This is a genomic window from Streptomyces sp. NPDC017225, from assembly GCF_044331465.1.
Taxonomy (GTDB): domain Bacteria; phylum Actinomycetota; class Actinomycetes; order Streptomycetales; family Streptomycetaceae; genus Streptomyces.
Map to the genome: position 1 here is coordinate 144,499 of NZ_JBIRNE010000011.1, position 21,306 is coordinate 165,804.

20 protein-coding genes are annotated in these 21,306 nt (G+C 70.8%); 17 read left to right on the forward strand and 3 right to left on the reverse strand.

Going from position 1 to position 21,306, the window contains the following annotated elements; genetic code table 11:
- Nucleotides 1–63: 63 nt before the first annotated feature.
- The 14 genes from ACH4NX_RS23890 to ACH4NX_RS23955 all read left to right on the forward strand — a co-directional run bounded on the left by ACH4NX_RS23890 (nucleotide 64) and on the right by ACH4NX_RS23955 (nucleotide 13,709).
- The gene (locus tag ACH4NX_RS23890) at nucleotides 64–1,065 is read left to right on the forward strand and encodes an FKBP-type peptidyl-prolyl cis-trans isomerase (protein ID WP_398128429.1); all 1,002 of its coding nucleotides are present in this window, start codon (nucleotides 64–66) and stop codon (nucleotides 1,063–1,065) included.
- 60 nt (nucleotides 1,066–1,125) lie between these two features.
- The gene (locus ACH4NX_RS23895; protein WP_279565137.1) at nucleotides 1,126–1,497 is read left to right on the forward strand and encodes an FKBP-type peptidyl-prolyl cis-trans isomerase; all 372 of its coding nucleotides are present in this window, start codon (nucleotides 1,126–1,128) and stop codon (nucleotides 1,495–1,497) included.
- A gap of 137 nt (nucleotides 1,498–1,634) precedes the next feature.
- Nucleotides 1,635–2,588, forward strand: a complete 954-nt coding sequence (locus tag ACH4NX_RS23900; protein WP_351396985.1) for a WYL domain-containing protein — start codon at nucleotides 1,635–1,637, stop codon at nucleotides 2,586–2,588.
- Nucleotides 2,589–2,606: 18 nt separating this feature from the next.
- Nucleotides 2,607–3,653 (forward strand): WYL domain-containing protein, encoded by a 1,047-nt coding sequence (locus ACH4NX_RS23905; protein WP_351396982.1) that lies wholly within the window; start codon nucleotides 2,607–2,609, stop codon nucleotides 3,651–3,653.
- A gap of 29 nt (nucleotides 3,654–3,682) precedes the next feature.
- Nucleotides 3,683–3,943, forward strand: a complete 261-nt coding sequence (locus ACH4NX_RS23910) for a hypothetical protein (RefSeq protein ID WP_398128443.1) — start codon at nucleotides 3,683–3,685, stop codon at nucleotides 3,941–3,943.
- Nucleotides 3,944–4,029: 86 nt separating this feature from the next.
- Complete coding sequence (locus ACH4NX_RS23915) at nucleotides 4,030–4,224, forward strand: hypothetical protein (RefSeq protein ID WP_398128428.1); 195 nt, start codon at nucleotides 4,030–4,032, stop codon at nucleotides 4,222–4,224.
- A gap of 279 nt (nucleotides 4,225–4,503) precedes the next feature.
- Entirely contained in the window at nucleotides 4,504–4,794 is a 291-nt protein-coding gene (gene tatA / locus ACH4NX_RS23920; protein WP_279565133.1) for a Sec-independent protein translocase subunit TatA, read from the forward strand.
- A gap of 47 nt (nucleotides 4,795–4,841) precedes the next feature.
- Entirely contained in the window at nucleotides 4,842–5,786 is a 945-nt protein-coding gene (gene tatC, locus ACH4NX_RS23925; RefSeq protein WP_351396975.1) for a twin-arginine translocase subunit TatC, read from the forward strand.
- Nucleotides 5,787–5,865: 79 nt separating this feature from the next.
- Complete coding sequence (locus ACH4NX_RS23930) at nucleotides 5,866–8,718, forward strand: DEAD/DEAH box helicase (RefSeq protein WP_398128427.1); 2,853 nt, start codon at nucleotides 5,866–5,868, stop codon at nucleotides 8,716–8,718.
- Nucleotides 8,719–9,083: 365 nt separating this feature from the next.
- Nucleotides 9,084–10,706, forward strand: a complete 1,623-nt coding sequence (locus ACH4NX_RS23935) for an ATP-binding protein (protein ID WP_351396969.1) — start codon at nucleotides 9,084–9,086, stop codon at nucleotides 10,704–10,706.
- Between the two features lie 26 nt (nucleotides 10,707–10,732).
- The gene (locus ACH4NX_RS23940; protein ID WP_398128442.1) at nucleotides 10,733–11,110 is read left to right on the forward strand and encodes a roadblock/LC7 domain-containing protein; all 378 of its coding nucleotides are present in this window, start codon (nucleotides 10,733–10,735) and stop codon (nucleotides 11,108–11,110) included.
- Nucleotides 11,107–11,523, forward strand: a complete 417-nt coding sequence (locus ACH4NX_RS23945) for a DUF742 domain-containing protein (RefSeq protein ID WP_351396966.1) — start codon at nucleotides 11,107–11,109, stop codon at nucleotides 11,521–11,523. The genes ACH4NX_RS23940 and ACH4NX_RS23945 overlap by 4 nt, the downstream gene beginning before the upstream one ends.
- Nucleotides 11,504–12,124 (forward strand): ATP/GTP-binding protein, encoded by a 621-nt coding sequence (locus ACH4NX_RS23950; protein ID WP_351396964.1) that lies wholly within the window; start codon nucleotides 11,504–11,506, stop codon nucleotides 12,122–12,124. The genes ACH4NX_RS23945 and ACH4NX_RS23950 overlap by 20 nt, the downstream gene beginning before the upstream one ends.
- An 88-nt stretch (nucleotides 12,125–12,212) precedes the next feature.
- On the forward strand, nucleotides 12,213–13,709 hold the full coding sequence (locus ACH4NX_RS23955) for a cytochrome P450 (protein WP_398128426.1): 1,497 nt from the start codon (nucleotides 12,213–12,215) through the stop codon (nucleotides 13,707–13,709).
- On the opposite strand, the gene ACH4NX_RS23960 is transcribed toward ACH4NX_RS23955, so the two are convergent.
- Nucleotides 13,703–14,668 carry a pseudouridine synthase gene (locus ACH4NX_RS23960; RefSeq protein WP_351396958.1) on the reverse strand — a complete coding sequence of 322 codons (966 nt, stop codon included), beginning with the start codon at nucleotides 14,666–14,668 and terminating at the stop codon, nucleotides 13,703–13,705. The two genes, ACH4NX_RS23955 and ACH4NX_RS23960, sit on opposite strands and share 7 nt — an antisense overlap.
- A gap of 80 nt (nucleotides 14,669–14,748) precedes the next feature.
- Between ACH4NX_RS23960 and ACH4NX_RS23965 the strand changes: the two genes are divergently transcribed.
- Nucleotides 14,749–15,330: a GNAT family N-acetyltransferase gene (locus ACH4NX_RS23965; protein WP_351396955.1), complete on the forward strand. Its 582-nt coding sequence runs from the start codon at nucleotides 14,749–14,751 to the stop codon at nucleotides 15,328–15,330.
- 81 nt (nucleotides 15,331–15,411) lie between these two features.
- On the opposite strand, the gene ACH4NX_RS23970 is transcribed toward ACH4NX_RS23965, so the two are convergent.
- Together ACH4NX_RS23970 and ACH4NX_RS23975 are read right to left on the reverse strand one after the other, a co-directional pair.
- The gene (locus ACH4NX_RS23970; protein ID WP_398128425.1) at nucleotides 15,412–16,257 is read right to left on the reverse strand and encodes a siderophore-interacting protein; all 846 of its coding nucleotides are present in this window, start codon (nucleotides 16,255–16,257) and stop codon (nucleotides 15,412–15,414) included.
- A gap of 206 nt (nucleotides 16,258–16,463) precedes the next feature.
- Nucleotides 16,464–17,369 carry a 5'-3' exonuclease H3TH domain-containing protein gene (locus ACH4NX_RS23975; RefSeq protein ID WP_398128441.1) on the reverse strand — a complete coding sequence of 302 codons (906 nt, stop codon included), beginning with the start codon at nucleotides 17,367–17,369 and terminating at the stop codon, nucleotides 16,464–16,466.
- 238 nt (nucleotides 17,370–17,607) lie between these two features.
- Between ACH4NX_RS23975 and ACH4NX_RS23980 the strand changes: the two genes are divergently transcribed.
- Both ACH4NX_RS23980 and ACH4NX_RS23985 read left to right on the forward strand, forming a co-directional pair.
- Nucleotides 17,608–18,696: a glycine betaine/L-proline ABC transporter ATP-binding protein gene (locus tag ACH4NX_RS23980; RefSeq protein ID WP_351396950.1), complete on the forward strand. Its 1,089-nt coding sequence runs from the start codon at nucleotides 17,608–17,610 to the stop codon at nucleotides 18,694–18,696.
- Complete coding sequence (locus ACH4NX_RS23985) at nucleotides 18,689–21,304, forward strand: ABC transporter permease/substrate binding protein (RefSeq protein ID WP_351396947.1); 2,616 nt, start codon at nucleotides 18,689–18,691, stop codon at nucleotides 21,302–21,304. The genes ACH4NX_RS23980 and ACH4NX_RS23985 overlap by 8 nt, the downstream gene beginning before the upstream one ends.
- Nucleotides 21,305–21,306: the final 2 nt, after the last annotated feature.

A 21,306-nucleotide genomic window follows, 5' to 3' on the forward strand; every position in this document is an offset into this window, starting at 1 on the left:
TCCAAGAACTCATCCAGCAGCTCGTCAAGCAGCATCGACCGATATCGATACGAGGCCCCCACCGTGCGCCGACGCTCACTCCTCATCGCCGTCCCCGCCGGACTGGTCACTCTCGCCGCATGCGGTGAGGAAGACTCCGGCTCGAGCAATGCCGGCGACAGCGCGACGCCCGGGGCGTCGGACACGTCGGCGTCGCCACCGAAGATCGTGGACGGTCCGCTGCCGGCGATCACCGAGGGGACGAAGTTCGGCGAGAAGCCGACGGTCGCCAAGGGCGGTGGCGAGCCCTCCAAGGACCTCGCGGTGAAGACGGTCGTCGCAGGCGGCGGCAGAACGGTCGCGGAGAACGACTTCGTGTCGGCGAACTACCTGGGCCAGATCTGGGAGAGCGCGAAGGTCTTCGACAACTCCTACGACCGCAAGACCCCGCTGATCGTCCAGCTCTCCAAGGAGGCCGGCCTCATCGACGGCTGGCGGTACGCGCTCGTCGGCAAGAAGACCGGCAGCCGCGTCCAGTTCTCCGTGCCGCCCACCTTGGGATACGGCGAGCAGGGCAACGAGCAGGCGGGCATCAAGGGCTCCGACACGCTGGTGTTCGTGGTCGACGTGCAGGACACCTTCAACGCCAGGAGCTCGGCCAAGGGCAAGGAAGTCCCCCAGGACGACGCCGCTCTGCCGAAGGTCGGTACCAACACCGACGGCAAGGCGCCGTCCATCGAGATGCCGAGGACCGACGCGCCGAAGAAGCTCGCAGCGGAGTACGTCCTCGAGGGCGACGGCGCCGAGGTCGGCGCCCAGGAGACCGTGCTCGTGCAGTACAAGGGCGTGGTCTGGGACGGCGGCAAGGAGTTCGACTCCACGTACGGCAGGAAGCAGCTGACGTCGTTCTCGCTCCAGCAGGTCGTCAAGGGCTGGTCGCAGGGCCTGACCGGCAAGAAGGTCGGCAGCCGCGTCCTCGTCGTGATCCCGCCGGAGCTGGGTTACGGCGACAGCCCGCCGGAGGGCAGCGGCATCGAGAAGGACTCCACTCTGGTCTTCTCCGTCGACATCCTGGCGAAGATGTGACGCCTCGGGGATGTCAGACTTGGGCCGTTGCCTTTCCGCAGACAAGCAGGAGCTGAACACGTGAGCATCGACAAGCCCGAGGTCGACTTCCCGGGGGGCGAGCCCCCGGCGGACCTCGAGATCAAGGACATCTGGGAGGGCGACGGCCCGGTCGCGCAGGCCGGTCAGACCGTGACCGTCCACTACGTGGGCGTGGCGTTCAGCACGGGCGAGGAGTTCGACGCCAGCTGGAACCGAGGTGCGCCGTTCCGCTTCCCGCTCGGTGGCGGCCGTGTCATCGCGGGCTGGGACCGGGGCGTGCAGGGCATGAAGGTCGGCGGCCGACGTCAGCTGACCGTCCCGGCCCACCTCGCCTACGGCAACCAGAGCCCGACCCCGGCGATCCAGCCCGGCGAGACGCTGATCTTCGTGGTCGATCTGCTCGGAGTCTGATCGAAGTCCGAACGGACAGTGATCAGAGCCGGTCATCCGGGGTCCATGCCTGTCCGGGCATGGGCCCTCGGCTTTTGCCGGGCCACCGCGGGGCGGTACGGTCATCCGTCGTAAGCACCATAGGGAGAAGGGCGTCGATGGCCATTGCCAAGGCCGAGCGGCTGATGAACCTGGCGCTGTGTCTGCTCGGGACACGGCGGCCACTCAGCAAGCGTGAGCTGCGCGAGTCCATCGAGGCCTACCTCGAAGCGGGGTCCGACGACTCGTTCAACCGCATGTTCGAGCGGGACAAGGACGACCTGCGGGAACTCGGGCTCGTCATCGAGACCGTCGAGAGCCTCGACGGCGAGATCGGCTATCTGGCGCGCCGGGACAGCAACCGTCTGCCGCCCATCACCCTGGACGCCGAGGAGGCCGCCGCGCTCGGCCTCGCCGCCAAGGTGTGGCAGCAGGCCCGGCTGGCCGGGGCCGCGAGCGGCGCGCTGCAGAAGCTGCGCGCGGCCGGACTGCCCGAGGACGTCGACCCGTACGAGGCGCACAGTGCGCTGGAGCCGCGCATCCCGGTGCACGAGGCCGCCTTCGAGCCGCTGATGCTCGCCTGCCGCGACCGCAGGCCGGTCCTCTTCGAGTACCGCAAGGCCAACGCCGCCCAGCCCGAGCCCCGGCACGTCGAGCCGTGGGCGCTGGAGTGCTGGCGCGGCCACTGGTACCTGGCCGGCTACGACCGCGACCGTGGCGCCGAGCGGGTCTTCCGGCTGTCCCGGATCACGGGCAAGGTTCGCTCGCGCGGGGCGCGGTTCACCGCCCCCGTGCCCGACGTCGTCACCGTCCGTGAGACGGTCGCGAGCTGGGCGGGGGAGACCGCCGACCGCTCCGCGCTGATCCGGCTGCGAACGGGCGCGGGGTACCCCCTTCGGGCGAAGGCCGCCGCGGTCCGGGAACTCGGCGACGGCTGGGACGAGTTGGAGATTCCGTACGGTCACGGCCTGGACGCCTGGCTGGTCGAGTTCGGGCCGGACGTGGTGGTGCTGGAGCCCGCGGAGTTGCGTGCGGACGTGGTGGACCGGCTGCGTGCCGTGGCCAAGGGCTGAGGGGGAGCGGACAACACAGTGGCAGGCAAACCGGTCAGGCCCGTGAACGCCATCGACCAGACCCGACGGATGCTGTCCCTGGTGACGTATCTGCGGGAGCGCCCCGGTGCCCGGGTCGAGGACGTGGCGCGCGCCTTCGGCATCACCGAGGACGAGCTGGTCTCCGACCTCGACGTGCTGCCCATGTGCGGCACCAGCTTCCGCGGCGGCGATCTGCTCGACATCGACACCGACGGCGAGCGCATCTGGTGGCACAATCCCGCCGCCCTCGGCGCGGACGCGGCCGAGCCGCTGCGGCTGGCCGCCGACGAGGCCACGGCGTTGCTCGTCGCCGCCCGGGCCGTGGCGACCCTGCCCGGCCTGCGGGAGAGCGACCGGCAGGCGCTGCTGCGGGCGACCGCCAAGGTGGAGACCTCGGCCGGTGAGGCCGCGGGCGCCAGCTCGCGCCTGTCCGTCACCTTCGAGTCCGAGGGCGGCGTCTTCGCCGACGTCGACCGGGCGATCTCGGAGCGCCGCCGGCTGTGGATCCGCTACTACTCACCGGCCCGCGACGAGGTCACCGAGCGCGAGATCGACCCCATCCGGCTGGTCAGCGTCGGGCACACGTACGTCGAGGCCTGGTGCCGCCGCTCCGAGGCCCGGCGCACCTTCCGGCTCGACCGGGTCGCCGAGATCCGCATCATGGACGAGCCCTCCGCACCGCCGGAGGTGGAGCTGCGGGACCTGTCGGAGGGGCTGGTGCAGCCCGCCGCCGAGGACCCCGAGGTCGTGGTGGAGGTCGGCCCCGGCGGGCGCTGGGTCGCCGAGTACTACCCGCACGACAGCGCGGACGAGCTTCCCGACGGCGGTCTGCGCATCGCTCTGCGCACCCCCGACCCGGCGTCCCTGCGGCGGCTGGCGCTGCGGCTCGGGCGCGACGGGCGGATCGTGTCCCCGCCCGAGCTCGCCGGCAGCGCCCGGCAGGCGGCCCGCGAGGCGCTGGCGGCGTACGACGGCATCGAGGCGGTCGGGGCGCACGGCGGGCCGGGGACGGGGCAGCGCGGCGGGCAGGAGCGAGGACTGTGAGCGAGCCCGCGGGGCCGGGCGCGCCGGGTATGACGGCGGCGTCCGCGTTCGCCGGCATGCGGCGCGTGTCCCCGGTCGTGTACAAGGCGGGCTGCCCGGACTGCCGGGGCAGCTTCGAGCTCGCCGCGAGCGCCCTGCGCCTCGCCATCGGCGCCACGAGCCGCACCACCTTCTACTCGTTCACCTGCCCCGAGTGCGGGTCCGCCGTCCGCAAGCCGGCGGGGGAGCGGGTCGTGGAGCTGCTCACGGGCGGCGGGGTCAGGACCCTGCGGCTGCACTCCACCGTCTAGGACCGGCGACCGCACCGGCGTTTCGGCATCGACGTCCCGGGGCCGGCGTTCACGACCAGTCAGCGGGACGGTCTAGGCTCGGTGTCATGTTCTGGCCGATGTTCGCGGTTGCCGTGGGTTTCCTGGGTCTCGCCGTCCTCGCGGTGTTCGCCGTGAAGGTGTTCGTGGAGGCGCGGCGCCTGGGCCGGCAGGTGACGGACTCGGCGCACCGGATCAGCCGGGCGGCGGAGGAGCTGGAGCGCGCGACCGAGAGCGCCGTGCGCGCCGTGGACACGCTGTGAAGGCCTGATCACCGCCGCGGACCCTCGCGCGTGACCCCACGGACGCGGGTGAGTCGCGTTTTGGGGCACTTCGCCCTGTCACCCCACGGGCCCCTGAAGGTACGCTGCTGGTCGCGACCCGGAAAAACGAGGCCCGGTCGCGGACGGGAGTACGCACAGGGATTGCCTCACGTTTACCCCTGAGCGTTACGATCGCTGCACAAGACGATCGATCGGACGCATGTCCGACCGGTCGGACAGCACCCCCACCCAGCCGCCTCGGTGAGAAGGTAAAGACTTATGTTCGGAAGGCTCGGCGCCCCCGAGATCATTCTCATCCTCGTCGTCATCATCCTGCTGTTCGGCGCGAAGAAGCTTCCGGACATGGCGCGGTCGCTCGGCAAGTCGGCGCGCATCCTCAAGAGCGAGGCCAAGGCGATGAAGAGCGAGAGCAAGTCGGACGACGCCGCTCCCGCCGACCCGCCCAACACCCCCGAGCAGGCCGCGGCGCAGCGCACCATCAAGGCCGCCCCCGGCGATGTGACCAGCTCCCGGCCGGTCTCCGAGCCGACGGACACGACCAAGCGCTGACGCAGGGCCGGTGACCTCCGGCCCGCCGCACGAGATGGGAACGTGGGTTGCTGAAGCCTGCCCGCAACAAGGAGAAGGATCCCGAGGGGCGGATGCCCCTCGCGGAGCACCTTCGTGAGCTCCGCAACCGGCTCGCGAAGGCGCTGCTGGCCATCGTCGCCGTCACCGTCGTCGCCGCCTTCTTCTACGAGGAGATCGTCAACGTCCTCACCGAGCCGATCCTTGAGTCGGTCGGCTGTGAGAAGTCGTTCGAAGAGCTGGCCACGTCCGGCTCTGAGCCATGCGCGCAGATCACTCTCAACGGTCTGCTCGGCCCCTTCACCCTGGCGCTGAAGGTGTCCCTGACGGCGGGCATCGTGCTGGCCTCGCCGGTCTGGCTGTACCAGCTGTGGGCATTCGTCGCCCCGGGGCTGCACAGGAACGAGAAGAAGTACGCCTACGCGTTCGTCGCCACCGGTGCCCCGTTGTTCCTGGTCGGTGCGTACTTCGCCTACGCGGTGCTGCCCACCTCGGCGAAGGTGCTGATCGAATTCACACCGAGCGACGTCGACAACCTGCTGCCACTGGACGAGCTGCTCGATCTCGTCACGCGCATGGTGATTGTCTTCGGCCTCTCCTTCGAGCTGCCTCTGCTGCTGGTGATGCTCAATCTCACCGGAGTGCTGTCCGGCAAGCGCATGCTCGGGTGGTGGCGCGCGATGATGATGGGCATCACGCTGTTCGCGGCCATCGCCACGCCGAGCACGGACCCGCTGACCATGATCATGCTGGCGGGACCGATCTGGGTTCTGTACTTCGCCGCGGTCATCATCGCCCTGCTGAACGACCGCCGCAGGTCCCGCCGCGAGGCTCTGGAGCCCGACGACGACGAGGCGTCCGAGCTGGATCTCACGCCCGACAGCATCGACGAGATCGAACCCGTGACGACCGCCCGCGCCCTGCCCGAGCAGACCACGAGGGACCGGGTCAACGGCTACGACGACGTGACCTGAGGCACGCCGGGGCGGTGACGGTACACGCCGCCGCCCCACGGAACGCCTCACGGTCTCCGTCGCGGGACCGATCCCGATAATGATCGTCCTGTTGTCAGTGCGGCCCGGTACGCTCGAAAGCACGATGACAGAGGATCTCTCACCGGCCGAGCGGTACGCGGCAGCCCGCCAGCGCGCTGCCGAGCAGGCCACCGCGCTCGCCTCCTTCCGCGAGATGTACGACTTCGGCCTCGACCCCTTCCAGATCGAGTCCTGCCAGGCGCTCGAGGCGGGCAAGGGTGTGCTGGTGGCCGCGCCCACCGGTTCCGGCAAGACGATCGTCGGCGAGTTCGCCGTCCACCTCGCCCTCCAGCAGGGCAAGAAGTGCTTCTACACGACGCCCATCAAGGCGCTGTCGAACCAGAAGTACGCCGACCTCAGCCGTCGCTACGGCGCGGACAAGGTGGGCCTGCTCACCGGCGACAACAGCGTGAACTCCGACGCCCCGGTGGTCGTGATGACCACCGAGGTCCTGCGGAACATGCTGTACGCCGGCTCCCAGACCCTCCTCGGCCTCGGGTACGTGGTCATGGACGAGGTGCACTACCTCTCCGACCGCTTCCGCGGCGCCGTCTGGGAGGAAGTGATCATCCACCTCCCCGAATCCGTGACCCTGGTGTCACTGTCGGCCACCGTGTCGAACGCGGAGGAGTTCGGCGACTGGCTCGACACCGTGCGCGGCGACACCCAGGTGATCGTCTCCGAGCACCGGCCCGTGCCGCTGTTCCAGCACGTGCTGGCCGGGCGCCGGATGTACGACCTGTTCGAAGAGGGCGAGGGCCGCAAGAGGGCCGTCAACCCCGACCTCACGCGCATGGCGCGCATGGAGGCGAGCCGCCCGTCCTACCAGGACCGCAGGCGCGGCCGGGCCATGAAGGAGGCCGACCGGGAGCGGGAGCGCAGACAGCGTTCCCGCATGTGGACGCCGGGCCGGCCCGAGGTCATCGAGCGGCTCGACGCCGAGGGACTGCTGCCCGCGATCACCTTCATCTTCAGCCGCGCCGCCTGCGAGGCCGCCGTCCAGCAGTGCCTGTACGCCGGGCTGCGGCTCAACGACGAGGAGGCGCGGGACAGGGTGCGCGCCCTCGTGGAGGAGCGCACGGCCTCCATCCCCACCGAGGACCTGCACGTCCTGGGGTACTACGAGTGGCTGGAGGGCCTGGAGCGCGGCATCGCCGCCCACCACGCGGGCATGCTGCCGACGTTCAAGGAGGTCGTCGAGGAGCTCTTCGTCCGCGGACTGGTCAAGGCCGTCTTCGCGACCGAGACCCTCGCCCTGGGCATCAACATGCCCGCCCGCTCGGTGGTGCTGGAGAAGCTCGTCAAGTGGAACGGCGAGCAGCACGCCGACATCACGCCCGGCGAGTACACGCAGCTCACCGGCCGGGCCGGCCGGCGCGGCATCGACGTCGAGGGCCACGCCGTCGTGCTGTGGCAGCGCGCCATGAACCCCGAGCACCTCGCGGGACTGGCCGGCACGCGCACGTACCCGCTGCGCTCCAGCTTCAAGCCGTCGTACAACATGGCGGTCAACCTGGTCGAGCAGTTCGGCCGGCACCGTTCGCGGGAGCTGCTGGAAACCTCCTTCGCCCAGTTCCAGGCGGACAAGTCGGTCGTCGGGATCTCCCGGCAGGTGCAGCGCAACGAGGAGGGTCTGGAGGGCTACAAGGCCTCCATGACCTGCCACCTCGGCGACTTCGAGGAGTACGCGCGACTGCGCCGCGAGCTGAAGGACCGCGAGAGCGAGCTGGCCCGCCAGGGCGTCAACCAGCGGCGCGCCGAGGCCGCCGTGGCGCTGGAGAAGCTGAAGCCGGGCGACGTCATCCACGTGCCGACGGGCAAGTACGCGGGCCTCGCCCTGGTGCTGGACCCGGGACTGCCCGCCGGACGGTCCAACGGCCACCGCGGCTTCGAGCACCACGACGGGCCCCGTCCGCTGGTGCTGACCGCCGAGCGGCAGGTCAAGCGGCTGGCGTCGATGGACTTCCCGGTGCCGGTCGAGGCGCTGGAGCGGATGCGGATCCCGAAGTCCTTCAACCCGCGCTCGCCCCAGTCCCGCCGCGACCTCGCCTCCGCGCTGCGCACCAAGGCCGGGCACATCCCGCCGGAGCGGGCCCGCAAGAAGCGCTCCCAGGCCGCCGACGACCGGGAGATCGCGCGGCTGCGCAAGGACATCCGCGCCCACCCCTGCCACGGCTGCGACGACCGCGAGGACCACGCGCGCTGGGCCGAGCGCTACCAGCGGCTGCTGCGCGACACCTCGCAGCTGGAGCGCCGGATCGAGGGCCGGACGAACACCATCGCCCGCACCTTCGACCGGATCGTCGCGCTGCTGACGGAGATGGACTACCTGCGCCGCGACGAGGTCACCGAGCACGGCAAGCGTCTCGCCCGGCTCTACGGCGAGCTGGACCTGCTCGCCAGCGAGTGCCTGCGCGAGGGCGTCTGGGAGGGGCTCTCCCCGGCCGAGCTCGCCGCCTGCGTCTCCGCACTGGTCTACGAGTCCCGGGCGGCCGACGACGCGATGGCGCCGAAGCTGCCCTCCGGCAAGGTCAAGGCCGCGCTCGGCGAGACGGTCCGCATCTGGGGCCGGCTCGACGCCCTGGAGGAGGACTTCCGGATCAGCCAGACCGAGGGCGTCGGCCAGCGCGAGCCCGACCTCGGCTTCGCCTGGGCCGCGTACATGTGGGCGTCCGGCAAGGGCCTCGACGAGGTGCTGCGCGAGGTGGAGCTGCCCGCCGGTGACTTCGTCCGCTGGTGCAAGCAGGTCATCGACGTCCTCGGCCAGATCTCCGCCGCCGCGCCCGCCGCGGGCTCGACGGTCCCGAAGAACGCGCGCAAGGCGGTCGACGAACTGCTGCGCGGGGTCGTCGCCTACTCGTCGGTGGGCTAGCCACCGCATCGTCTCGAAGGCCCGGCGGTATGTCCGCCGGGCCTTCGCGCGTTCCACGGGCCTTCGGCGCCTCTTTCACTCATCACGGTGAGTGATATTCGTACGCTCACCCGCCATGACGCCGGGTGTTCGAACGACTCCTGAGCGTACAAATGGGCCCGAGGGTACTCCAGTCCCGGTGTCCGTTTCAGGTGCTTGCTGAATATGACATGGCGATGATCCCCTCGGACTAAGCTCGCCCGCAGCGCACCGAGTTGAGGTGTAATCGCGCGCTTGTTCCCAATGTGCCGAAGATGCCGACAACTCCCAGAGATACCCCGCCGCAAGCTCCCCCATCCCAGCCGATTCTTTTTCCAGAGGCCTACATGGTGAGTGTTGATTCCCCTCCAGGTCGCCGTGAACTTCCCTTCGCGCGCACCCTGTTGCTGCCGGCCATACTGATGGCCGCGGCCACCGGAGCCGCCGTCGCCGTGGTGGCGGAACCGGCCCGGCTCGCCGTCGGCCTGTGCGGTGCCCTCGCCACACTGCTGGTGATCGCCGCGGCGGCCGAAACGGCGCGCCGCGGCCGTGCGCTACGGGTCCTGCGTGCCGAGCACGCCCGTCACAGCGCGTATCTGGAACGCCGGGCCGCGAGCCACCACGAGGAGATGGTCCGCCTCGGCGGCGAAGTCCTGCCCAACATCCTGGACTTCATGCGAAACGGGAGCACGCCCGAAGAGGTGATGCGCCGCCTCGGCGAGGTGGACCCGTCGTACGTCGAACTCGGTGAGCCGCAGCGCAGGATGATCCGGATGATCTGCGACATCGTCGATCACCAGGACTCCATGCGTGAATCCGCCGAGCGTTCCTTCGTCGACATCGCCCGCCGCGTCCAGGCGATCGTCCACCAGCAGAACAAGGAACTCCGCGAGATGGAGGAGGACCACGGGCGCAACCCCGAGGTCTTCGACGACCTCCTGCGCATCGACCACGGCACGGCCCTGATCGGCCGCCTCGCCGACTCGGTCTCCGTCATCGGCGGCGGCCGGCCCGGACGCCAGTGGCCCAAGCCGGTGGCCCTCTACAGCGTGCTGCGCGGCGCCATGTCGCGGATCCTGCAGTACCGCCGGATCAACCTGGCCTCCATCGCCAAGGTCAACATCAAGGGCACCGCGGTCGAGCCGGTCATCCACGCCGCGGCGGAGCTCCTCGACAACGCCACCCGCTACTCGCCCCCGGGGGCGAAGGTGCACGTCACGGCGACCGAGGTGCAGAGCGGCGTCTGCATCGAGATCGAGGACGCCGGCGTCAGCCTCAGCGAGGAGTCCCGCGCCCGCATCGAGGGGCTGCTGGAGCACGCCAAGCGCGGCACCGACGTGCAGGACCTCGCCCACCACCCGCGCCTCGGCCTGTCCGTGGTGGGCCGGCTGTGCACGCAGTACGGCATGGACGTGTCGCTGCGGGCCTCCGCGTACGGCGGCGTCCGGGCCATCCTCATCGTGCCCAGCAAGATGATGACCACCGAGCCCGGAGTCGGACTCGCCCACGGCATCGGCGCGACGTCGATCCCCCACCCGGGCCCGGACGCCCTCCCCGGACCCGAGCGCACACCCAAGAAGCGCCGCCCCACCAGCCCCCGTATCCCGGACTCGGTCCTGCTGGAGGACGACGTTCCCGAGGTGACCGAGTGGACGGCGGGCGGACTCCCGCAGCGCCGCAGCCGGGTCAAGATGCCGCTCAGCCAGCGCCTCGCCGAACAGGCCGTGTGGGAGCGGGAGGACGCCGAGCGCGAGGCCCGCCTGGCCGCCGAGCGCGCCCGCAACGGCATCCCGGTGGCCGCGGCCCCGGAACCCGGGCCGAAGAAGGACGAAGGGCTCCCGCCGGGGCACTTCATCGGCGCCTTCTGGGAGGGCCTCAAGCAGCACTCGGGCAGCGCCCAGGCCCACCAGCAGTCCAGCAGCAACGAGCCGGCCCACGCCCCGGCAGACGACGAGGGGAACCTCAAGTGATCGAGCAGCAAGGCAAGTTCGACTGGATGCTCCAGGACCTCTACGACGGTGTCCCGGGCATCGAGATGATCGTGGTGCTCTCCGCCGACGGCCTGCGCATCGCCCGCTACTCCGGTGACCCCGACGCCGCCGACCGGGTCGCCGCGGCCTGCGCGGGACTGCAGAGCCTGGCGAGCGCCGTCAGCCAGGAGATCCCGACCAGCGACGGTGCGATGAAGATGGTCCTCATCGAGATGAACGGCGGCTACTTCTACCTGATGGCCGCCGGTGCCAACGCCTACCTCGCCGTGCTCTCCGACGTCCGCTGCGAGCCCGGCCGGATGGGTCTCAGCATGGCCGACCTGGTCGCCCGGATCGGGCCCCACCTCACCAGTCCGGCCCGGCGCAACGGGCAGACCGTATGACTCCTCCCCAGCGCCAGAGGCGATCTCCCGGACAGGAGCCGTCCGCCGCGTCGACCTCTGCCGCACCGTCCCGCAAGGACGACGCAACCCCCAACCCCGAGCGGCTGTTCGTCATCGGCGGGGAGGGGAGCGGCGAGCGCGCCGACATCGACCTGGTCACCCTGATCGTGGCCCGCGACGAGCCGCCGGTGTCCGCCACACCGGAACAGGCGGCGCTGCTGCGGCTGTGCGTCGCGCCCCTGTCCGCAGCCGAGCTGTCGGCCTATCTGGGCCTGCCGTTCAGTGTGGTGACCGTGCTGCTCACCGACCTGCTGGCGACGGAACTGGTGCAGGCCCGCGCCCCGGTCGTCCGCCAGAAGGTCGCCGACCGAAACCTCCTCGAAGCGGTGATGCATGGACTACAAAAACTCTGACACGATTCCGGGCCCGCGGACGGAGGACCGGCTGCCGCACACGGCCGAGGCCGCCGTGAAGATCGTCATCGTGGGCGGCTTCGGGGTCGGCAAGACCACCATGGTCGGCTCGGTCAGCGAGATCAGACCGCTGACCACCGAGGAGACGATGACCCAGGCCGGAATCGGCGTCGACGACAACTTCGGTTCCGCCTCCAAGACGGCCACCACGGTGGCCATGGACTTCGGCCGGATCAGCATCACCGACCAACTGGTGCTGTACCTCTTCGGCACCCCCGGCCAGGAGCGCTTCTGGTTCCTGTGGAACGGCCTGTTCGAGGGCGCGCTCGGCGCGGTGGTACTCGTCGACACCCGCCGCCTCGACGTCAGCTTCGACGTCATGGGGCGCCTGGAGGAGCGCGGTGTGCCCTTCGTGGTCGCCGTCAACACCTTCCCCGACGCGCCCCGCTATCCCGTCGCGGAGCTGCGAGCCGCGCTCGACCTGGCCGAGGAGATCCCCATCCTCGACTGCGACGTGCGGCGCCGCGCCTCCAGCCGGGACGTCCTGCTGACCCTGACGCGCTTCCTGCACGCCATCGCCATGAAGGGCGCGCTCACCTGACCCGGCGCGGCCGAGCCCGCCCCGGCACGGCCGCCCGACCCCCTCGAACCCACACGCTTGACCCACACTTCTGTTGCGGAGCGACACTGTGACGCCTGAACGCCACTCCCTGACCGGAACGGGCGACCCCCTGTTCGAACCGCCGCCCGGCTGCCCCGCGCACGGCGTCGGACCGGGCGGACTGCACCGGCTGCACGAGGCGGACGACCTGGACGAGCTGTACGAGAAGCTGCGCGAGCAGCACGGACCGGTGGCGCCGGCGCTGCTCCACGACGACGTACCGATGTGGGTGGTCCTCGGCCACGCCGAGAACCTGCACATGGTGAGCACGCCCGCCCAGTTCTGCCGCGACAGCCGTATCTGGACCCCGCTCAACGAGGGCATGGTCAAGCCCGACCACCCGCTCATGCCGCACATCGCCTGGCAGCCCATCTGCTCCCACGCCGAGGGCGACGAGCACAAGCGACTGCGCGGCGCGGTCACCAGCGCCATGTCCGACATCGACTACCGGGAACTGCGCCGGCACATCAAGCGGTACACCCAGCGCCACGTCAACCGGTTCTGCGAGGCGGGCCGCGCCGACCTCGTCGGCCAGTTCGCCGAGCACCTGCCGATGGGCGTGATGTGCCATCTGCTCGGCATGCCGGACGAGTACAACGACCGGATGGTCGAGGCCGCCCGCGACATGCTCAAGGGCACCGAGACGGCGAACGCCAGCCACGCCTACGTCATGGCCGCCCTGGACCGCCTCACCACCGCCCGCCGGGCCAGGCCCGAGGACGACATCGCCGGCCGCCTCGTCACCCATCCGGCAGGGCTCACCGACGACGAGGTCAGGGAGCACCTGCGGGTGGTCCTCATCGCGGCCTACGAGGCGACCGTCAACCTCATCAGCAACGTGCTGCGCGTGGTCCTCACCGACCCGGGTTTCCGCGCCCAGCTCAGCGGCGGCCAGATGACGGTGCCGGAGGCGGTCGAGCAGTCCCTGTGGGACGAGCCGCCGTTCAGCAGCGTCTTCGCCTACTTCGCCAAGCAGGAGACCGAACTGGGCGGTCAGCGCATCCGCGCCGGTGACGGGCTGCTGCTCGGCATCGCGCCCGGCAACGTCGATCCGCGCATCCGCCCCGACCTGGCCGCGAGCATGGAGGGCAACCGTGCCCACCTCGCCTTCGGCGGCGGCCCGCACGAGTGTCCGGGCCAGGACATCGGGCGTGCCATCGCCGACGCCGGGATCGACGCGCTGCTGATGCGGCTGCCGGACGTCCAGCTCGACTGCGACGAGGACGAACTGCGGTGGCGGTCGTCGATCGCGTCGCGGCACCTGGTGGAACTGCCGGTGCGGTTCGAGCCGAAGGCTCAGCAGGACATCAGGCAGCAGCCCAGCCACGCCCCGGCACCCGAGCGGCGCACCGCCTGGCACGTCGGCATCCCGCGGCCGGAAGACCGGCCCGAGCCGCAGCCCCCGGCGTACCCGCCGGAGCCGGTGTCGGTGACGGCCGCGGAGCCCCAGCAGGCGCAGGGGCCGGAGCGGGTCCGTCCCCGCGGTGCCTGGCAGCGCTTCCTGCTCTGGTGGCGCGGCTACTGACGGCCGGCGGCCCAGTCCTCGTACGCCGTCCAGGCGCCGAGGGAGCGTCCGCTGCGGAAGCGGTGCTCCCGCCCCGTGACCGGATCGGTGAAACCCAGCTCCCGCGCCAGCAGTTGCAGCGGGCGCCGGAAGTCGCCGGCCGGCACGGGGGCGGCCACCTCGGGGTAGAGGGGGTCGCCGAGGATCGGCACGCCGAGCGCGGTCATGTGCACACGCAGCTGGTGCGTCTGGCCGGTGCCGGGCACCAGCCGGTACCGGCCCAGCCCGCCGCCCGGGCCCGGGCGGCGCCCGGTCAGCTCGACGCGGCTCACCGCGTTCGGCTCCCCCTCGATCTCCCGGGCGGCCAGTACCCCCCGCTCCTTGAGGATCCGGCTGCGTACGGTCCGGGGCAGGACGAGCGCCGGATCGTACGGGGCGACGGCCTCGTACTCCTTGCGCACCAGCCGGTCGCGGAACAGGCCCTGATAGGCGCCGCGCTCCTCGGGACGCACGGTGAACAGGACGAGGCCGGCGGTGAGCCGGTCGAGGCGGTGTGCCGCGCCGAGCGCCGGGACGCCCAGCTCCCGGCGGAGCCGGGCGAGCGCGGTCTCGGTGACGTGCCCGCCGCGCGGGGTGGTGGCCAGGAAGTGCGGTTTGTCGGCGACGACGATGTGCTCGTCGCGATACACGACCTCCACCGGGAAGGGCACCGGCACCTCGGCGGGCAGCTCGCGGTGGAACCACACGAACATGCCGGGCTCGTACGGCGCGTCCGACGGCACGGCCCGCCCGTCCGCCCCGACGAACAGCCCGGCGTCGAACATGCCGCCGACCACGCCGGCGCCCGCGCCGGACAGCCGCTGCGTCAGGTGTTCACGCACCGTGGACCACGGCCCGGCCGCGGGCAGCCGCACCCGCACCGCGTCGATGCCGTCGCGCTGCGGGAGGGGTGAGGGCGGGGGAGGAGTGCGGCGTCTCATCGCCTGCCAGCGTACGAGGACGAGGGCCGACGGCGGAAAACCGCTGGGCCGTCGGCCGGCCCCGTTGGCAGGATGCGGCCATGCCCTACCTGACGAGCCCGGTCCTTCCCGCCGGCACCCTCTCCCGCACGCCGCAGCCCTCGATCCCCACCGGCGACGGGCTGCTGCTGCGCCCGTGGCGCCCCGAGGACGCGCCCGCCGTGCACGCGGCCTTCCAGGACCCGGTGATGCACCGGTGGCACATCCGCACCGCCGACTCCGAGGAGGAGGTGCGTGGCTGGATCGCCGAGTGGCAGCAGGGCTGGGCCGGTGAGCGGAACGTGCAGTGGGCCGTGGCCGACGCGGCCGAGGACCGGCTCCTCGGCCGGGCCGCCCTGCGGGAGGTCGTGCTCGGCGACGGGGTGGCCGAGGTCGCCTACTGGACCACGGCCGAGGCCAGGGGCCGGGGCGTCGCCGCCCGCGCCACGAAGGCGCTCGCCCACTGGGCCCTGGACGAGATCGGCTTCCAGCGCCTGGAACTCACCCACTCCGTCGCCAACGAGGCGTCCTGCCGGGTCGCCGGGAAGGCCGGCTTCGCCCTGGAGGGCACCAAGCGCGGCGCCCTGCTCCACGCCGACGGCTGGCACGACATGCACCTGCACGCACGCGTACGCGGGGACTGAGGCGCCGTCTCGCTCACACGCCCGGCGTGCGGTCGTGGACGGCGTGGCCCCGGGGGCGGGTCGTCCGGCCGGTGCTGGCCGCTACACGGCCGGAGCGGCGCCTTCCTGCTCCGCCTCGATGCGTGCGTTCCAGTCCTGCTTCGAGGCCTGCCAGCCGTCCTCGTTGTGACCGAGGCGCCAGTAGCCGGAGATGGAGAGGTCCTCGCGGGGGATCCCGCGCTCCACCCGCAGAAGCTTCCGCAGTTCCTTCACGCAGGCCGCCTCGCCGTGCACGAAGGCGTGCACCCGGCCCTCGGGGAAGTCCAGGCCGCGCAGGGCCTCGACCAGGGCCTGGCCCACCGGACGGTCGCCGCGGTGCAGCCAGACGACCTCCACGTCGGAGTCGATCTTCTGCTCCTCCTGGGCTCCGTCGACCTCGACGAAGGCGAAGGCGCGGGCGCCGTCCGGCAGCGCCTCCAGGGACCGGGCGATGGCGGGCAGCGCGCTCTCGTCACCGGCGAGCAGATGCCAGTCGGCGGCGGGATCGGGGGCGTAGGCGCCGCCGGGGCCCAGGAAGTGGACGGTCTCGCCAGGCCGGACGCGCTTCGCCCAGGGACCGGCCAGTCCCTGGTCCCCGTGGATGACGAAGTCCAGCGTCATCTCGTGATGCTCGGCGTCCCAGTGGCGCACCGTGTACGTCCGGGTCACCGGCCACTGCTCGCGCGGGAACTCCTCGCGGATCCGTTCCATGTCGAAGGGCTCCGGATAGGTCGCGCCCGAGGCGGGGAACAGCAGCTTCACATAGTGGTCGGTGCAGGTGTCCGCCGGCAGCCCGGCGAGTTCCTCGCCGCCGAGCACCACGCGCTGCATGTGCGGGGTCAGCCGCTCGGTGCGGACCACCTGTGCGGTGTGCGGCTTGCGCGGCTTGCGTCCCGGACGGTCTGCCATGACGGCCTCCCTGATCCCTGCGTGAGGGCTCCCTGAGTTAGGTTTACCTAAGTTAGCATCCCCGCCCCACTCGGCACGTCATGGAGGGGTGCCCCACGAAGCCCCCACGCGCAAGGTACGGCTTCCCCCGGTCGGGGCGCCGATTCACCCCGCGGGCATCGCCTGCCCCGGCGGCGCGGACCCGGGCCGGCGCGAACCGGGCCGGCTCAGGCGGTGAGTGTGGTCAGCAGCCGCTGCAGTGATCCGCCCAGGCCCCAGCGGGCCGCCAGCGCGTCCAGGGCCGCCGCGTCGCGCGGGGCGTGCGGCAGCGCGGTGCCGACGTCCGGCAGCGGGACGTCGTCGGCGACCCGGACGACCTTCGGGGCGACCGCGAGATACGGGCGGGCCTCGGTCAGCCGCTTGCGCTGCGAGGGCGTGAGCTTCGCCCTCGGGTCGTCCACGGCCGCCTGGATCCCGGCCAGGTCCCCGAACTCGGCGAGCAGCTTGGCCGCCGTCTTCTCGCCGATCCCCGCCACGCCCGGCAGGCCGTCGCTCGGGTCGCCCCGCAGCAGCGCCAGATCGGCGTACCCGCGGCCGTCGACGCCGTACTTCTCGCGCAGCGCGGCCTCGTCCGTGAGATGGAGCGTGCCGACACCCTTGACCGGGTAGAGCACGCGCACCCCCCGGGCGTCGTCGACGAGCTGGTAGAGGTCCCGGTCCCCGGTGACGATGTCGACCGGGCCGGTGGCCCGCGCCGTGTACGTGCCGATGACGTCGTCCGCCTCGTACCCGGCCACACCGACGCGGGCGATGCCGAGGGCGTCGAGGACCTCCTCGATGACCGGTACCTGGGGCGAGAGCGTGTCGGGCACCTCCTCGGTGTCCGGGCCCTCGGTGGTCTCCTCGGCGACGCGGTGCGCCTTGTAGGTGGAGATCAGCTCCACCCGCCACCCCGGGCGCCAGTCGGCGTCCATGCAGGCGACCAGATGGTCGGGCCGGTGGTCCTTCACCAGGCGGTCGATGAAGTCGAGGAGTCCGCGCACGGCGTTCACCGGCGTGCCGTCGGGGGCCTTCACCGAGTCCGGCACGCCGAAGTAGGCGCGGAAGTAGAGGGAGGCGGTGTCGAGAAGCATCAGTCGTCCGGTCACGCCTCGCATCATGCCGCAGGACCCGTGGACGGATGATGGAGGGCGTGTGAACTGGGTCACTCATGTGTTTGGGCCGGGGCGATCAGGGCAGGCGCGCACCCGGGCAGAAGGTGGTTGATGCGTTCAACTGTTAGCGAGTCTTCGTAACGCTGAGTCGCAGCATGCTGAGTCGCAACACCGAGTCTTCACGCCCGTGTCCCTGCCCCCGATGCAAGAGGTAAGCGTGTCAGCCAGGCTAGAAGCCGAAAACCTGTACAAGGTCTTCGGCAAAAAACCGGACCAGGCAGTCGATCGACTGCGCAAGGGAACCAACCGCGAGGAACTGCGCGCCGACGGCACCACGGCCGCCGTCATCGACGCGTCCTTCACCGTGGAACCCGGGGAGATCTTCGTGGTCATGGGCCTGTCCGGGTCCGGCAAGTCCACGCTCCTGCGCATGCTCAACGGTCTGTCGGAGCCGACCGCCGGGCGCGTCCGCTTCGGGGGACAGGATCTGACCGAACTCAGCGACCGCGCACTGCGCGAGGTCCGCTCCAAGCAGATCAGCATGGTCTTCCAGCACTTCGCGCTCTTCCCGCACCGCAGCGTCCGTGACAACGCCGCCTACGGTCTCGAAGTGCAGGGCGTGCCCCGCGCCGAGCGCGAACGCCGCGCCGACGAGGCGCTCGCCCTGTGCGGCCTGGCCGGCTGGGAGAAGTCCTGGCCCGACGAGCTGTCCGGCGGTATGCAGCAGCGTGTCGGCCTCGCCCGCGCGCTCGCCACGGACGCCGACCTGCTGCTGATGGACGAGTCCTTCAGCGCCCTCGACCCGCTGATCCGCCGCGACATGCAGGACCAGCTGCTCGACCTGCAGAAGACCCTGAAGAAGACCATCGTCTTCATCACCCACGACCTCAACGAGGCCATGCGCCTGGGCGACCGCATCGCCGTGATGCGCGACGGCGAGATCGTGCAGATAGGCACCGCGCAGGACATCCTGATCCGCCCCGCCAACGACTACGTCGCCTCCTTCACCCGGGACGTCGACCGCTCCCGTGTGCTCACCGCGGGCTCCGTCATGGAGACGGAGACGCGCGGCGACGAGGCCGACTGCGGCTGCGAGACCGCCACGCCCGACACGTCGTTCGCGGAGCTGTGCGCGATCAGCGCCCGTGTCTCCCACTCGGTGGCGGTACTCGACACCGACCGCCGGCTCGTCGGCGTCGTCCCGGCCCGGCGGCTCGTCGGCTTCCTCGGCGACGAGGACACCGTCCCCGGTGTCTGCGACACCCCGCGGGACAAGGGCGGCGAGAAGGTGATGTCCCGTGCCTAGAATCCCCCTCGGTGACTGGGTCAACAGCACCGTCGACTGGCTGCTCGACAACGTCTCCTGGCTCTTCGGCTTCCTCGAGACCCTCTTCACCGGCGCCTACGACGGCATCAACGCCGTCCTCCAGGCCCCCGAGCCGCTGCTGCTCGCCGGCATCTTCGCCGTGGTGGCCTTCTGGCTGCGCGGCACCCTCGCCGGTGTCCTCTCCTTCGCGGGGTTCGCCTTCATCGAGTCCCTCGGTCTGTGGGAGAACTCGATGGTGACCCTGGCGCTCCTGCTGGTCGCCACGATCATCGCCCTGATCGTCTCGGTGCCGGTGGGTATCTGGGCGGCCCGCTCCGACCGGGTCAGCGCGATCGTCCGGCCGGTGCTGGACTTCATGCAGACGCTGCCCGCGATGATCTACCTCATCCCGGCGATCCTGTTCTTCGGGACCGGATCGGCCCCGGGCATCGTGGCCACCCTGATCTTCGCGCTCGCCCCCGGCGTGCGCATGACCGAGCTGGGCATCCGCCAGGTCGACAAGGAGCTGGTCGAGGCCGCCGAGGCCTTCGGCACCACCCCCCGCAACACCCTGCTGCGGGTCCAGCTCCCGCTCGCGCTGCCCACGGTGATGGCGGGCGTCAACCAGGTCATCATGCTCGGCCTGTCCATGGCCGCGATCGCCGGCATGGTCGGCACCGGCGGACTCGGCGGCGACGTCATGGAGTCCATCGGCCAGCTCAACGTCGGCCTCGGCGCCGAAGCCGGTCTCGCCATCGTGATCCTGGCGATCTACCTGGACCGCATGACCAGCGCGCTGGGCACGCACGTCTCGCCGCTGGGCCGCCGCGCCGCCGCCAAGGTCCGTGCCGCCCAGGGTCTGAAGATCTGGTCCTACCGGCCCCAGCCGCAGGTCGCCGTGATCGGCATCGTGATCCTCGGCCTGGTGGCCGGCGGCATGGGCATGTTCGGCGGGTCCGACGACTCGAAGAACGTCGCCGGCGGCAAGAACGTCGGCGAGGGCAAGAAGGTCAGCCTCGGCTACGTCCCCTGGGACGAGGGCATCGCCTCCACCTTCCTGTGGAAGGAGATCCTCGAACAGCGCGGCTACGAGGTGAAGGCCACCCAGTTCGACGCCGGGCCGCTCTACACCTCCCTGGCACAGGGCGACATCGACATCGTCACCAACTCCTGGCTGCCGACCACCCACGAGCAGTACTGGAAGCAGTACGGCGAGCGGCTCGACGACCTCGGCTCCTGGTACGACGAGACCACCCTCGAGCTGACCGTCCCCGCCTACATGGAGGACGTCAACTCCCTGGCGGACCTCAAGGGCAAGGCCGGCCTGTTCGACGGGAAGATCACCGGCATCGAGTCCAGCGCCGGTGAGATGGCCCTGCTGAAGAGCAAGGTCCTCAAGGAGTACGGCCTGGACAAGGAGTACAAGGTCGTCGACAGCTCCACCCCGGCGATGCTGGCCGAGCTGAAGCGCGCCATGAGCAAGAAGGAACCGATCGTCGTCACGCTCTGGTCTCCGCACTGGGCGTACAACGACATGGACCTGAAGAAGCTCAAGGACCCCAAGGGCGCCTGGGGCTCGGGCGACGGCGTGCACACGCTGTCCCGCAAGGGCTTCGCCGGCGACAACCCCACCGTCGCCAAGTGGCTCAAGGACTTCTCGATGACCGAGAAGCAGCTCACCAGCCTCGAGGCCGAGATCAACAAGGCCGGCAAGGGCAAGCAGCAGGACGCCGTCCGCACCTGGCTGGGGGCCAACCCGGGCGTCGTCGACGAGCTCGCCCCCGTCCAGGGCGGCGCCGGCGCCACCCCGGCCGAGGCCGAGCGCGCGCTGGACGTGGCCTGGTTCCCCTGGGAGGAGGACGTCGCCGTCACCTACCTGTGGAAGAACGTCCTGGAGCGGCGCGGCTACAAGCTGAACCTGAAGCAGATGGACGTGGGCCCCGTCTACACGGGCCTGGCCTCCGGTGACCTCGACCTCAACTTCGACGCCTGGCTGCCCTACGCCCAGAAGAACTACTGGGACAAACACAAGAACAACCTCAACGACCTGGGCACCTGGTACGAGCCGACCTCCCTGGAGATCGCCGTCCCCTCGTACGTGAAGGACGTCAAGTCACTCGCGGACCTCAAGGGCAAGGCCGACCTCTTCGACGGGAGGATCATCGGCATCGAGCCCGGCACCGGCCAGATGCAGCTGCTCAAGAACGAGGTCATGCCGGGCTACGGTCTGGAGGACGAGTACGAGGTCGTCGACGGCTCCACGCCGGCCATGCTGGCCGAGCTGAAGCGTGCCCTGGCCAAGAAGGAGCCGGTCGCGGTCGTCCTGTGGTCGCCGCACTGGGCGTACAGCGACTACGAGCTGACCAAGCTGAAGGACCCCAAGAAGGCCTTCGGTGAGGGCAACACGATCCGCACCATCTCCAGCAAGGCGTTCCCCGAGCAGTACCCGCAGCTCACCGAGTGGATCAAGGGCTTCCACATGACCGAGGACGAGCTCGGCACCCTGGAGGCCGAGATCAAGGACCGCGGTCAGGGCAAGGAGGAGGAAGCCGTCGCGGCCTGGCTGGAGGAGCACCCGGACATGGTCGGCCGGATGACCCCGCAGTAACG

Excerpts from the sequence above, each read along its gene's own strand:
- ACH4NX_RS23900 (WP_351396985.1), top strand. The coding sequence starts at position 1,635 with ATGGCCATTGCCAAGGCCGAGCGGCTGATGAACCTGGCGCTGTGTCTG.
- ACH4NX_RS23910 (WP_398128443.1), top strand. The coding sequence starts at position 3,683 with ATGACGGCGGCGTCCGCGTTCGCCGGCATGCGGCGCGTGTCCCCGGTC.
- ACH4NX_RS23915 (WP_398128428.1), top strand. The coding sequence starts at position 4,030 with ATGTTCTGGCCGATGTTCGCGGTTGCCGTGGGTTTCCTGGGTCTCGCC.
- tatA (WP_279565133.1), top strand. The coding sequence starts at position 4,504 with ATGTTCGGAAGGCTCGGCGCCCCCGAGATCATTCTCATCCTCGTCGTC.
- ACH4NX_RS23930 (WP_398128427.1), top strand. The coding sequence starts at position 5,866 with ATGATCGTCCTGTTGTCAGTGCGGCCCGGTACGCTCGAAAGCACGATG.
- ACH4NX_RS23935 (WP_351396969.1), top strand. The coding sequence starts at position 9,084 with ATGGTGAGTGTTGATTCCCCTCCAGGTCGCCGTGAACTTCCCTTCGCG.
- ACH4NX_RS23940 (WP_398128442.1), top strand. The coding sequence starts at position 10,733 with ATGCTCCAGGACCTCTACGACGGTGTCCCGGGCATCGAGATGATCGTG.
- ACH4NX_RS23945 (WP_351396966.1), top strand. The coding sequence starts at position 11,107 with ATGACTCCTCCCCAGCGCCAGAGGCGATCTCCCGGACAGGAGCCGTCC.
- ACH4NX_RS23950 (WP_351396964.1), top strand. The coding sequence starts at position 11,504 with ATGGACTACAAAAACTCTGACACGATTCCGGGCCCGCGGACGGAGGAC.
- ACH4NX_RS23960 (WP_351396958.1), bottom strand. The coding sequence starts at position 14,668 with ATGAGACGCCGCACTCCTCCCCCGCCCTCACCCCTCCCGCAGCGCGAC.
- ACH4NX_RS23965 (WP_351396955.1), top strand. The coding sequence starts at position 14,749 with ATGCCCTACCTGACGAGCCCGGTCCTTCCCGCCGGCACCCTCTCCCGC.
- ACH4NX_RS23970 (WP_398128425.1), bottom strand. The coding sequence starts at position 16,257 with ATGGCAGACCGTCCGGGACGCAAGCCGCGCAAGCCGCACACCGCACAG.
- ACH4NX_RS23975 (WP_398128441.1), bottom strand. The coding sequence starts at position 17,369 with ATGCTTCTCGACACCGCCTCCCTCTACTTCCGCGCCTACTTCGGCGTG.